Source organism: Phaeobacter sp. QD34_24 (genome assembly GCF_028890115.1).
GTDB lineage: Bacteria > Pseudomonadota > Alphaproteobacteria > Rhodobacterales > Rhodobacteraceae > Phycobacter.
Genome location: NZ_JARCJD010000008.1, coordinates 61,688 through 73,094, shown reverse-complemented (window position 1 = coordinate 73,094; position 11,407 = coordinate 61,688). Strand labels below are relative to the sequence as shown.

The 11,407-nt window shown below is 65.0% G+C and carries 11 protein-coding genes; 6 read left to right on the top strand and 5 right to left on the bottom strand.

Features of this window, described 5'->3' with window-relative positions; genetic code table 11:
• Positions 1-18 precede the first annotated feature (18 nt).
• From zwf to PXK07_RS08370, 6 genes are all read left to right on the top strand, one after another.
• Positions 19-1,467 carry a glucose-6-phosphate dehydrogenase gene (zwf, locus tag PXK07_RS08395; RefSeq protein ID WP_274847769.1) on the top strand — a complete coding sequence of 483 codons (1,449 nt, stop codon included), beginning with the start codon at positions 19-21 and terminating at the stop codon, positions 1,465-1,467.
• Positions 1,468-1,526: 59 nt separating this feature from the next.
• Complete coding sequence (gene edd, locus PXK07_RS08390; protein WP_274847768.1) at positions 1,527-3,335, top strand: phosphogluconate dehydratase; 1,809 nt, start codon at positions 1,527-1,529, stop codon at positions 3,333-3,335.
• A gap of 4 nt (positions 3,336-3,339) precedes the next feature.
• The gene (locus PXK07_RS08385; protein ID WP_274847766.1) at positions 3,340-3,990 is read left to right on the top strand and encodes a bifunctional 4-hydroxy-2-oxoglutarate aldolase/2-dehydro-3-deoxy-phosphogluconate aldolase; all 651 of its coding nucleotides are present in this window, start codon (positions 3,340-3,342) and stop codon (positions 3,988-3,990) included.
• A 112-nt stretch (positions 3,991-4,102) separates the two neighbouring features.
• On the top strand, positions 4,103-5,893 hold the full coding sequence (locus tag PXK07_RS08380; RefSeq protein ID WP_274847765.1) for a gamma-glutamyltransferase family protein: 1,791 nt from the start codon (positions 4,103-4,105) through the stop codon (positions 5,891-5,893).
• Between the two features lie 35 nt (positions 5,894-5,928).
• Positions 5,929-6,753 carry a sulfite exporter TauE/SafE family protein gene (locus PXK07_RS08375; RefSeq protein ID WP_274847764.1) on the top strand — a complete coding sequence of 275 codons (825 nt, stop codon included), beginning with the start codon at positions 5,929-5,931 and terminating at the stop codon, positions 6,751-6,753.
• 18 nt (positions 6,754-6,771) lie between these two features.
• Positions 6,772-7,440 (top strand): FadR/GntR family transcriptional regulator, encoded by a 669-nt coding sequence (locus tag PXK07_RS08370; RefSeq protein ID WP_274847763.1) that lies wholly within the window; start codon positions 6,772-6,774, stop codon positions 7,438-7,440.
• Here PXK07_RS08370 and PXK07_RS08365 read toward each other — a convergent pair.
• The 5 genes from PXK07_RS08365 to PXK07_RS08345 form a co-directional block, all read right to left on the bottom strand.
• A complete protein-coding gene (locus PXK07_RS08365; RefSeq protein ID WP_274847762.1) occupies positions 7,437-8,327 on the bottom strand; it encodes a DMT family transporter in 891 nt (296 codons plus the stop codon). The genes PXK07_RS08370 and PXK07_RS08365 overlap by 4 nt on opposite strands.
• Before the next feature lie 47 nt (positions 8,328-8,374).
• The gene (locus PXK07_RS08360) at positions 8,375-9,361 is read right to left on the bottom strand and encodes an aminoglycoside phosphotransferase family protein (protein WP_274847761.1); all 987 of its coding nucleotides are present in this window, start codon (positions 9,359-9,361) and stop codon (positions 8,375-8,377) included.
• A gap of 105 nt (positions 9,362-9,466) precedes the next feature.
• Positions 9,467-9,697, bottom strand: a complete 231-nt coding sequence (locus PXK07_RS08355; RefSeq protein WP_274847760.1) for a DUF2798 domain-containing protein — start codon at positions 9,695-9,697, stop codon at positions 9,467-9,469.
• A 120-nt stretch (positions 9,698-9,817) separates the two neighbouring features.
• The gene (locus PXK07_RS08350) at positions 9,818-10,570 is read right to left on the bottom strand and encodes a hydroxypyruvate isomerase family protein (protein ID WP_274847759.1); all 753 of its coding nucleotides are present in this window, start codon (positions 10,568-10,570) and stop codon (positions 9,818-9,820) included.
• 192 nt (positions 10,571-10,762) lie between these two features.
• Positions 10,763-11,347 carry a DUF1285 domain-containing protein gene (locus PXK07_RS08345; protein WP_274847758.1) on the bottom strand — a complete coding sequence of 195 codons (585 nt, stop codon included), beginning with the start codon at positions 11,345-11,347 and terminating at the stop codon, positions 10,763-10,765.
• Positions 11,348-11,407 lie beyond the last annotated feature (60 nt).

Below are 11,407 nucleotides of genomic sequence, written 5' to 3'. Positions count from 1 at the left end.
CGAGGATCTGACAGACACATGGTTTCCCGCGTTATCCCCGTAGACCCTTTTGATCTGCTCCTCTTTGGCGCCACAGGGGATCTGGCCCGCCGCAAGATCCTGCCCAGCCTGTTTCACCGGTTCCAGATCGGCCAGTTCGACGCCCAAAGCCGTATCATCGGCACCTCGCGCGCCGATCTCGACCGGCAGGGATTTCGCGACCTGACCGCCGATGCCATTCGCGAATTCGGTCAACCCGGCGAAACCACCGAAGAAGACATCGCCTCCTTTGCCGCGCTTCTGGACTACGTGCCGGTCGATGCCCGTGGCGACACAGGCTGGGATGAGCTGACCAAGCACCTGCGCCCGGATGTGATCCGCGCCTTCTACCTGTCGGTCGGCCCCAGCCTGTTCACCGATATCGCGGATCGGCTGAGCGCCAGCGGCATCGCCACACCCGAGAGCCGCATCGTGCTGGAAAAACCCTTCGGGCATGATCTGGCCTCGGCGCAGGCGCTGAACCAAGCGCTACGGGCGCATTTCCAGGAGGGTCAGATCTACCGGATCGATCATTACCTCGGCAAGGAAACCGTGCAGAACCTGATGGCGCTGCGCTTTGCCAATTCGCTGTTCGAGCCGCTGTGGAACTCCTCCCATATCGACCACGTGCAGATCACCGTCGCCGAAAGCATCGGGGTCGCGGGGCGCGGCGAGTATTACGACCGTTCCGGCGCCATGCGGGACATGGTGCAGAACCACCTGATGCAGCTGCTGTGCCTCACCGCGATGGAGCCGCCCGCCCGGTTCACTCCCAGCGCGGTGCGCGATGAAAAGGTCAAGGTGATCGAGGCGCTGGATCCCGTCGCCCCCGACGATATCGCCCGCGGCCAGTATCGCGGCCAGAACGGCGACAGCTACCGCGATCACGCAGGCAACCCGGACAGCACCACCGAAAGCTTCATCGCCATGAAGGTGCAGGTGGCGAACTGGCGCTGGGCCGGAACGCCCTTCTACCTGCGCACCGGCAAATGCCTGCGCGAGCGGGTGTCCGAGATCGCCGTCTACTTCCGCGACCCGCCGCACAACATCTTTGAGGGCGCCGCCGGGGTGCATGGCAACGTGCTGGTCATCCGCCTGCAACCGGATGAGGGCATTACCCTGCGCACCACGATCAAGGATCCCGGTCCCGGCGGCATGCGCCTGACCGGCGCCAACTTGGACATGACCTTTGCCGAATCCCTGCCCGATTCTGGACGCCCCCAGGACGCTTACGAGCGGCTGATCATGGATGTGATCCGGGGCAATCAGACCCTGTTCATGCGCGGCGACGAGGTCGAGGCCGCCTGGGCCTGGGCCGATCCGATCATCGCCAGCTGGACCGACGCCGGATCCGTACCGCAACGCTATGATCGCGGTAGTTCGGGGCCCGAGGATTCGCTTTTGCTGATGCACCGCGACGGGCGCCGATGGCGCAGCATCGGAGACTGACGCATCTTTCACCCTTCGCCTCCAGCCCGCCCGTGCAAGACACCCGAAAGGCATCTCCCATGCGCTTGAACCAGAGACTCGCAGAGGTCACCGAACGGATCATCGCCCGCAGCGCCCAGAGCCGCAGCGCCTATCTCGCCCGCATGCGCGCGGCGAAAGGAAAAGGACCGGCGCGGGCGCATCTCTCCTGCTCGGGACAGGCGCATGCCTATGCCGCGACCGGCGCAGACCAGGAAACCCTTGCCACCGGCAGCGCAGGCCATCTGGGGATCGTCACCGCCTATAACGACATGCTCTCGGCGCATCAGCCGTTCGAAACCTACCCCACCCTGATCCGCGATGCGGTCCGCGCCAATGGCGGCACCGCGCAGGTCGCAGGTGGCGTGCCCGCCATGTGCGATGGCGTCACCCAGGGCGAGGCAGGCATGGAGCTGAGCCTGTTTTCCCGCGACACCATCGCTCTGGCCACCGGGGTTGCGCTCAGCCACAACGTCTTTGACGCGGCGGTCTTCCTTGGCGTCTGCGACAAGATCGTGCCGGGCCTGGTGATCGGGGCGCAGACCTTCGGCCATCTGCCCGCGGTGTTCCTGCCTGCAGGGCCAATGACCAGCGGCTTGGCAAATGACGACAAGGCCAAGATCCGCCAGAAGTTCGCCGCCGGAGAAATCGGCCGGGAGGAACTCTTGAAGGCCGAGATGGCCGCTTACCACGGCCCCGGCACCTGTACGTTCTATGGCACCGCCAATACCAACCAGATGCTGATGGAGTTCATGGGGCTGCACCTGCCCGGCGCCTCTTTCGTCAACCCCGGCACGCCCCTGCGCGACGCGCTGACCATCGAGGGCGCCAAGCGGGCGTTGTCGCTCTCGGCGCTTGGCAACAGCTACACGCCAGTCTGTGATGTGCTGGATGAAAAGGCCTATGCCAATGGTATCGTCGGGCTGATGGCCACGGGCGGGTCGACCAACCTCTTGATCCACCTCATCGCCATGGCGCGCGCCGGGGGCGTGATCCTCGACTGGCAGGATTTCGCGGACCTGTCGGAGGTGGTGCCGCTGCTGGCGCGGGTCTACCCCAACGGTCTGGCCGACGTGAACCATTTCCACGCCGCGGGCGGGCTTGGCTTTATGATCGGCGAGTTGTTGAACGCGGGCTTCCTGCATCCCGATACCAAAACGGTCGCGGGCACCGGACTGGACCACTACACGCAGGAACCCTTCCTGACCGGAGAGGGCCTGACCTTCCGCCCCGGCACCACGAAATCGCTGAACGAGGGTGTCTTGCGCCCTGCCGCGGAGCCTTTCCAGAAAACCGGCGGGCTGAAACGGCTGACCGGCAGCCTCGGCACTGCGGTGATCAAGGTCTCTGCCGTCGCCGAAGAACACCATGTGATCGAGGCCCCCGCCCGCGTCTTTCACGACCAGGAAGAAGCCAAAGCCGCCTTCAAGGCAGGCGAGTTCACCGGCGATGTGATCCTTGTGGTCCGCTTCCAGGGACCACAGGCGAACGGCATGCCCGAACTGCACAGCCTGACGCCAATGCTGGGCATCCTGCAGGGCAAGGGGCACAAGGTCGCGCTGGTCACCGACGGGCGTATGTCGGGGGCTTCGGGCAAGGTGCCCGCCGCCATCCATGTGGTGCCTGAAGCGCTGGACGGTGGCCCCATCGCCCGGATCCGCGATGGCGACATGCTGCGGCTTGATGCCACCAGCGGCACGCTCGATGTGCTCACCCCCGGCGCGCTCGACCGTGCGCCTGCCACGGCGGACCTTTCCGCCTATCAGCATGGCACCGGCCGCGAGCTGTTTTCCCTGTTCCGCCGCGCCGTGACCTCTGCCGACACCGGCGCCAGCATCTTCGGAGACTGACCCCATGAGCATCACCCCCCAAGACGCCAGTGCCCGCACCCGCGAGATCTGCCAGATGGCGCCCATCGTTCCGGTGCTGGTGGTCCATGACGTCGCCCATGCCCGCCCCCTGGCCGAGGCATTGGTGGCAGGTGGGTTGCCCGCGCTTGAGGTGACCCTCCGCACGCCAGCGGCCCTGGATGTGATCCGCGAGATGGCCCTGGTGCCCGGCGGCGTGGTCGGCGCGGGCACGCTGGTCACTCCCGAGGATGTGAAAGCCGCCGTCGAAGCGGGCGCGCAGTTCGGCGTCTCTCCCGGTGCGACTGACGCTCTGCTGGACGCCTGTGAGGCTGCGGGCCTGCCGATGCTGCCCGGTGCTGCCACCGCATCCGAGGCGATGCGTCTGTTGGAGCGCGGCTATGACATGCTGAAATTCTTCCCGGCCGAAGCCTCGGGCGGTGCACCGGCGCTGAAAGCCATCGGCGCGCCGCTGCCGCAGATCTCCTTCTGCCCCACCGGCGGGGTCAGCCCCGGAAACGCGAAATCCTACCTGTCGCTGCCAAATGTCATCTGCGCGGGCGGCAGTTGGGTCGCCCCGGCGGATCTGGTGGCCGCAGGCGACTGGGCCGGGATCACCGCACTGGCCAAGGCCGCGCGGGAACTGACAGCAGGCTGAACCACACCGCAGGATGACTTGACAGCAGGCATGGCTTCCACGATGTACCGAAACCAATTCGAAATTGGTTGCAACCCACCCCGGTTGCACCCATCGGCAGTGGAGATCGCCCATGTCCGCCTTTACCACCCGCCCCGAGATCCGCGGCAGCTTTGGCGTCGCTACCTCGACCCACTGGATCGCCTCGGCCGTGGGGTTCGGCATCCTGGAAAAGGGCGGCAATGCCTTTGACGCCGCCGTGGCGACGGGGCTGGTCCTGCAGGTGGTTGAGCCGCATCTGAACGGCCCGGCGGGGGACCTGCCCGCGATCTTCCACTCCGCCAAAACCGGCAAGACCGAGGTTCTGGCCGCCCAGGGCCCCGCGCCCGCCGGGGCCACCATCGAACACTACAAGGCGCAAGGCCTGTCGCTGATCCCTGGCTCGGGGCTCTTGTCCACCGTGGTGCCCGGCGCCTTTGACGGCTGGATGCTGATGCTGCGCGATCATGGCAGCCTGACCCTGCGCGAGGTGATGAACCCCGCCATCGACTATGCCCGCGACGGCCACCCGGTGCTGCCGCGCGTTGCCCATACCATTGCGGGCCTTGCCGACTACTTTGCCTGCGAATGGCCTTCTTCTGCCGAGGTCTGGACTCCGGGCGGCGCGGCGCCGGAACCCAATGCCATGTTCCGCAACCCCGATCTTGCCGCCACCTATCAGCGGCTTGTGGAGATCGGTGAGGCAGCTGGTGAGGAGCGTACCACCCAGATCGACGCCGCCCGCTCTGCCTGGGCCGAAGGTTTCGTGGCCGATGCGATTTTTGACTACCTGTCGGAGGCCAGCGTGCATGATGTCTCCGAGCAGAAGAACCGCGCGGTGATGGCCCCCGCCGACATGGCAGGCTGGCGCGCGGGCTATGAGCCGACTCTGACCTATGACTATCACGGCTGGACGGTCCACAAGACCCATGCCTGGTCGCAGGGGCCGGTGCTGCTGCAGGGGCTGGCGATCCTGAAACACTTCGACCTTGGCGCGATGGACCCGCTCGGGGATGAATTCACCCACACGGTGGTCGAGGCGATGAAGCTCGCCTATGCCGACCGCGAAGCCTATTACGGCGACCCGGCACAGAGCGAGGTGCCGATGGGGGTGCTGCTGTCCGATGCCTATAACGCAGAGCGCGCAAAGCTGATCACGCGCGAAGCCTCAATGGAGCAGCGCCCGGGTCGGGTTCCAGGCTTCGAACATCTGGCCGATGCCTATATCGAGCGCGCCGCCCGCGACTTTGGTGTTGCGCATGCCGCCCCGCAAGAACCCACCATGGCCCATCTGACTGAGAAACGCGGCGATACAGTGCATCTGGATATCATTGATCGCTGGGGCAACATGGTTTCGGCCACGCCCTCGGGTGGCTGGCTGCAATCCAATCCGGTCATTCCCGGCCTTGGCTTTCCGCTCAATTCCCGCGCGCAGATGTTCTGGCTGGAAGACGGCCTGCCCACCTCGCTGGCGCCGGGACGCCGCCCCCGCACCACCCTGACGCCCAGCCTCGCCGAAAAGGACGGACAAAGGCTGGTCTTTGGCACGCCCGGCGGCGATCAGCAGGACCAGTGGCAGCTGATCTGGTTCCTGCGTTTCGTGCACCACGGGTTCGACCTGCAACAGGGGCTGGACGCGCCGCTGTTCCATACCATGCATTTCCAGGGCAGTTTCTTCCCGCGCGAGGCGCTGCCCGGCGAGATTATGATCGAGGCAAGCTATGACGCCGCCACCATCGCCGCCCTGCGCGCCCGTGGCCATATCGTGACCGTCGCCGACCCCTGGACCGTGGGCCGCCTGACCGCCGCGTTGCGCCACGCCGATGGCACGCTTCAGGCCGCCGCCACGCCGCGCCTGATGCAGGCCTATGCCATCGGTCGATAAACAGCACCCCACACAGCCCCACAAGGAAACACTGCATGCTTGATATGAACACACTTCTGACCCTGGCCGCCGTTGCCGCGGGATCCGGTATCGTGGGCGGCATCCTTGCCGGTCTTCTGGGCGTCGGCGGTGGCATCGTCATCGTGCCCGCGCTTTACTTTGCACTGTCGCTCACCGGCATGGAGCCCGCGCTGACCATGCAGGTGGCGGTGGGCACCTCGCTTTCGACCATCATCTTTACCTCGATCTCCTCCGGCTATGGCCACTACAAGAAGGGCGCCATCGACATGGATCTGCTCAAGCTCTGGGCGCCATCGATCCTGGTTGGCGTGGCGATCGGCGGCATCCTGGGCGGGGTGGTATCGGGGCAGGTTCTGATCGCGGTCTTTGCCACGGTGGCCGTGCTGGTTGCGCTCGACATGATCCTGCGCAAGGCCCAGGACAGCGACAACCCGCGCAGTTTCTCGAAGCCTGTCTGGGCCGGGCTGGGCGTGGTGGCAGGCGCGATTTCCGCCATGATGGGGATCGGCGGCGGCACCGTCTGCGTGCCGATGCTGAACTTCCTTGGCTATGACATCCGCAAGGCCGTGGGCACCTCGGCCGCCATCGGCTTCATCATCGCAGTGCCCGGCGCGCTGATCTACATGACGACGGGGTTTGGCGCCGAGGGGCTGCCGCCCTTCTCGTTTGGCTATGTGAACCTGTTCCTGGCCGCCGTGATCATCCCGCTCAGCACCACATTTGCGCCAGTTGGGGTGAAGCTGGCCCATAGCATCCCACGCCGGGCGCTGCGGCTGTCCTTCGGCCTGTTCCTGTTGTTCACCGCCGCGCGCATGTTCAAGGATCTGTTCTTCGGCTAGACCATTATGACTGCTCCCATGCTCAGCGACGAAGATATCGCCAGCCGCCTGCGCCGTCAGATCGCCGAAGGAGATCTGCTGGACGCGGACGGCCGCCTTCCACCTGAACGGGAGCTGGCCCAGCGGCTGGAGATCAGCCGCGCGCATCTGCGCCGGGTGCTGGATCTTCTGGCCACCGAGGGGACGATCTTCCGCCGCCGCGGTCAGGGCACCTTTGCCCTGCCGCCCCCGGCCACCGATGCCGCGCGGCTGAAACCACTGGCCCGGCGCATCACCCCCGCCGAGGTGATGGAGGTGCGCCTGGGGCTGGAGCCGACCCTGGCCGCGCTCGCCGCCCGTCGCGCCACGGCGCAGGAGCGGGATCAATTCGCCCAGATCGCCGCCGCCACCCAGGCAGCTGCGGATCAGGCGGCCTATGACACGGCAGACGATGTCTTTCACTACAAGATCGCCGAGATGGCCCATAACGCCCTGTTTCTGAGCATGTACGAGGCAATCCGCAGCGTCCGGCGCGAGGCCATCTGGACACGGCAACGCGCCGAAACCTATTCGGATGCGGTCTTTTCCCAGCTTGCGCACCAGCATCAGACCCTGGCAGAGACGATCATCAAGGGCAACGCTGAGGGGGCCGAGGCGGCGATGGCCGACCACCTGCGCACTGTGGCGCAGACGCTGGCGAAGGCTTAAGACGGCTTCCTCGCCCGACGCCCTTCGGAGGCGGCGAGAACCGAAGCCAGGAGGATCACGCCAATCGCTGCAAGGGTGGTCAGCGGCAGGGCGGTCGCAAAGAGGATCTGATCGGCCAGAACCGCCCAGATCAGCGCCAGATACTCAAACGGCGCCAGCCGCGAGGCCTCGGCGTAGCGGAATGCCAGCGTCATCGCGATATGGGCGCCACCGCCGAACAGGCCGGACAGCACCAGGAACAGCAGCGTTTGCCCGTCGGTCCAGACCCAGCCAAAGGGCAGTGTCGCCAGCCCGCCCGCCATTGAGGTCAGGATGAAATAGAAAGCAATGGAACCGGCGGTTTCGGTCTGGCTGAGCCGCCGCACCATGATCAGCGCCAGGGCAATTAGAAGGGCGGTCAGAACGCCAAGGCCATAGCCGACAAGCTGCCCATCGGCGAGCCCCTCCCCCTCGAGGATGGTGGGTCCGGTCGCCAAGGCAACCCCCAGCAGCCCCAGGCCAATGCCCAAGACCCGCGCCTGAGTCAGCCGCTCGGACAGGAAGACCGCAGCAATCACTGCCGTGAACAGCGGCGACAGATAGGCCAGCATCGTCGCCTCGGCCACCGGCAGGCGCGCCAGAGTGGCGAATGAGGCAAACATCCCCGCCGCCCCCAGCCCCGAGCGCAACAGGTGGCCGAAGGGACGCCGCGTTGCCAACCCATGCGGCCATTCGCCCCGCAGCCACAGGAACAGGACCAGCGGCAAGAGCGCAAAGAAGGAGCGTGCAAAGACAATCTGCCCCAAGGGCGCATGCCCGCTTGCCTTTTTCACGCACAGCGCCATGCCGGTGAACAAGAGCCCCGACAGGATGCGCAGGGCAATCCCCGTGAATGCAGTGTCTTTCATGCAGCCCCTCCGGCGGCAATGTCCCGCGCATGGCAAGATGACAATTCTCAGACTTGCTGCCAGCCCGGCAGCTCCCGGTTCAGGAAGGCGGACACCTCGGACAGCCCGGCGGCCTCCAGCGCCGCCTCCATCTGGCGCAGCACGCGCGACAGGAAGCGCAGATATCCCGGTTTGCCGTCACGCAGGGCCAGACGCTGGAATACCCCCGCGATGCGCGTGTGGCGCTGCGCCCCCAACAGGTGATAGCGGCGCAGTATGTCATCCGGGCCACCAGCTCCGTCCGGGGCCGCCGCGATATAGCGCTCCAGCATCGCCTGCTCCAATCCCGGCGCCAGATCGCGGCGCGCATCCTGCAGCAAAGAGACCAGATCGTATTCCGCAGGGCCGATCACCCCGTCCTGAAAATCCAAAAGCCCGCAACGGCGCACCCCCTCGCGCCCGTCCAGCTCCATCAGGTTGTCCACGTGGAAATCCCGCAAAACCAGCCTGCGCGGACCTCCTGCCAGTGATGCCAGCGGATCCTGCCAGAGTGCGCGAAACGCCGCATCAAACGCTGCCGTGTCGATCTCGGGGCGCAGGGTGGATGCATACCACTGCGAGAAGATCGACAGTTCGTCCAGCAGGGTGGTCAGCTCGTAGTCCGGCACCGCGACCCTGACCGCCTCTGGGTGGTGGTGCAGATGCAGCAACGCCTCCACCGCCAGCGCATAGAGATCCGCCTCATCCCGCCCTGCGGCCAGTTGCACGCTGTATGTACGGCTGCCGAAATCCTCGATCAGGGCCAGACCCGTCTCGGGGTCGGCGCCATAGATGCGCGGCGCGCTGAGGCCAAGGTCAGAGAGGTGCCTGGCGATTTTGACAAAACCCGCGAACCCCTTCGGATCATGGCGGTCCTCCATCAGCATCTTGCCGCGCCCCTCAAGCCGCAGATAGCGGCGCGCCGAGGCATCGCCGGGCAAGGGGAGAAGCGTCGCATCAGCCTCTCCCTGGGCGGCCAGGAAGGCAGAGATATCGGCAGGGATCTTGGCAGTCATCACTCGGGCGCCTTGCGTCAGGGGGGCAGTCGCCCCATGACCTGAAGGATTTTGCCGCCGCCGTCCAGAGGTCTGAGCCTTACCGGATATTGAGCCCGACCCGGTTTATGTCCCCTGCTTCACCAACCGGTTCACAAAGCCGCGCACCACGGGCGCAACCACCATGATGCCGCAAAAGGCGACGGGCCAGCCGAACAGCCAGGCATTGAGCCAGGCGTCAACAGCCTGGATTGCCAGCCCGACATTCCTGACGGCAGCCACCAGGGTCACGATGCCGGACATGATCCCCGACAATAAAAACCCGAACAAAACTGGCGCAAAGCGGGCAGGCAGCATGGGGCACCTCCTTGGGATTGATCCTGACGTCGCATTTCTGAGGTCTTTATGTGATACCTCCCAAGGGAATGCCAGTCTGCGCCCACCACACGTCAAAACAAGTCCGCGTGAAGGCAGGCCTCAGATCATCCAGCCCAAACTGTCTTCGGTGCGTAAGGTAGAGGGCGTGTATTCGGCGCTGACCCAGCCCTTGTAGCCGCTGTCATCGATGGCGGCGAACAGCTCTTCAAAATCCACCGGGCCGGTGCCCGGCTCGCAACGCCCGGGCGCGGCGCCGATCTGGATGTGCACGGCCCGGTTGCCGAACTCTTCCCAGACTTTCAGGGCGTCACCATGGATCAGCTGGGCGTGATAGGCGTCATATTGCAGGCCGACGTTGGGCCGGTTCACCGCATCTAGAACCTCGGCCGCCAGATTGTAGTCATTGAGGAAGTAATTCGGCTGATCCCCGGCATTCAGCGGCTCGATGGTGAACTGCTGCGCGGGCGCGCGATCCGCGGCCCATTGCAGGTTTTCGATGAAGGTCTGTTTCGCCAGGTCGCCCGAGGCATAGCCTGCCATGATGTGAAGGGCGCCGGGCCGCAGGATATCCGCGTAGCGCAGCACCCGGCGGATGTCGCGCTGGAACCGCTCCTTGCCACCCGCAAGGGCCGCATAGCCGGGCATGCCGCCGGTGTAATTGGGCGGCGGCGCATTGATCAGCAAGAGTTCCAAACCGTTGGACACCAGGGCTCTTTGAGTTTCCTTGGCCGCTAGTTCGTAGGGAAAAAGGATCTCTACCGCATCAAACCCGGCGCGCGCCGCCGCCGCAAAGCGATCCAGATAGGGCAGTTCAGCAAAAAGTAGTGAAATATTGGCAGCAAAGCGTGGCATCGCGGGTCCTGTCGTTTTCCGCAGGTCTACTCGCTGTATGGATGAGCGCCAAGGATGGGAAACGATAGATTGGAAGCAATCCCCACATTATTGCCACAATTTCGACGCGCTGCCGCCCAATGAAGCACCCTCGATTTCAGAGCGCCTGTGAGATGTCGCCCGTGATAGCCCTTTGAACGCTCCGCTCGGCGCTCAACCCTCTTCCAGCTCTGAAGACGGCAGCAACGGGAAGAACTGACCCGACGACCACAGCCCGAACCAGCCCTCGTGATGGCTGCCAAGCTCCACCAGCCGGTAAAAGCTCTTGCGGTCGATCAGCGCCTCAAGACCCGCGCGGATCATCACATAGGGCGAAGGTTCACCGGTTTCGGGATCGCGCACCACGCGGATCGGGTGATCCGCCCCCGCAACGGCCGTGTCCCCCACATGGGTGGTGAACCTCAGGACCTGATCCACTCCCGTTCCAGTCCCCTCGAAGTCCACCGCAACAAAGGGCGCATCATCGACCGTGATCCCAACCTTCTCGACCGGCGTTACCAGGAAATACCGGTCCCCTTCCCGTTTCAGGATCGATGAAAAAAGCCGCACCAGTTCGAAGCGGCCAATGGGTGTGCCAAGATAAAACCAGCTGCCATCGCGGGCGATGCGCATATCCAGATCGCCGCAAAAGGGCGGGTTCCACAGGTGAACGGGCGGCAATCCGCCGCCTTTGCGGGCCGCCTTGGCCGAGGCTGCCAGCCCGTCGGCCGTTGGTGTCACGATGTTTTGTCCACTCATTGTTTTTGCCATTTCCGCTGGGCGCTATACACTACATGCACATACGCGCTGTGAAAGGAA

What these genes read in the sequence shown, in the direction of transcription:
- zwf (WP_274847769.1), top strand. Translation starts at nt 19, where the DNA reads ATGGTTTCCCGCGTTATCCCCGTAGACCCTTTTGATCTGCTCCTCTTT.
- edd (WP_274847768.1), top strand. Translation starts at nt 1,527, where the DNA reads ATGCGCTTGAACCAGAGACTCGCAGAGGTCACCGAACGGATCATCGCC.
- PXK07_RS08385 (WP_274847766.1), top strand. Translation starts at nt 3,340, where the DNA reads ATGAGCATCACCCCCCAAGACGCCAGTGCCCGCACCCGCGAGATCTGC.
- PXK07_RS08380 (WP_274847765.1), top strand. Translation starts at nt 4,103, where the DNA reads ATGTCCGCCTTTACCACCCGCCCCGAGATCCGCGGCAGCTTTGGCGTC.
- PXK07_RS08375 (WP_274847764.1), top strand. Translation starts at nt 5,929, where the DNA reads ATGCTTGATATGAACACACTTCTGACCCTGGCCGCCGTTGCCGCGGGA.
- PXK07_RS08370 (WP_274847763.1), top strand. Translation starts at nt 6,772, where the DNA reads ATGCTCAGCGACGAAGATATCGCCAGCCGCCTGCGCCGTCAGATCGCC.
- PXK07_RS08365 (WP_274847762.1), bottom strand. Translation starts at nt 8,327, where the DNA reads ATGAAAGACACTGCATTCACGGGGATTGCCCTGCGCATCCTGTCGGGG.
- PXK07_RS08360 (WP_274847761.1), bottom strand. Translation starts at nt 9,361, where the DNA reads ATGACTGCCAAGATCCCTGCCGATATCTCTGCCTTCCTGGCCGCCCAG.
- PXK07_RS08355 (WP_274847760.1), bottom strand. Translation starts at nt 9,697, where the DNA reads ATGCTGCCTGCCCGCTTTGCGCCAGTTTTGTTCGGGTTTTTATTGTCG.
- PXK07_RS08350 (WP_274847759.1), bottom strand. Translation starts at nt 10,570, where the DNA reads ATGCCACGCTTTGCTGCCAATATTTCACTACTTTTTGCTGAACTGCCC.
- PXK07_RS08345 (WP_274847758.1), bottom strand. Translation starts at nt 11,347, where the DNA reads ATGAGTGGACAAAACATCGTGACACCAACGGCCGACGGGCTGGCAGCC.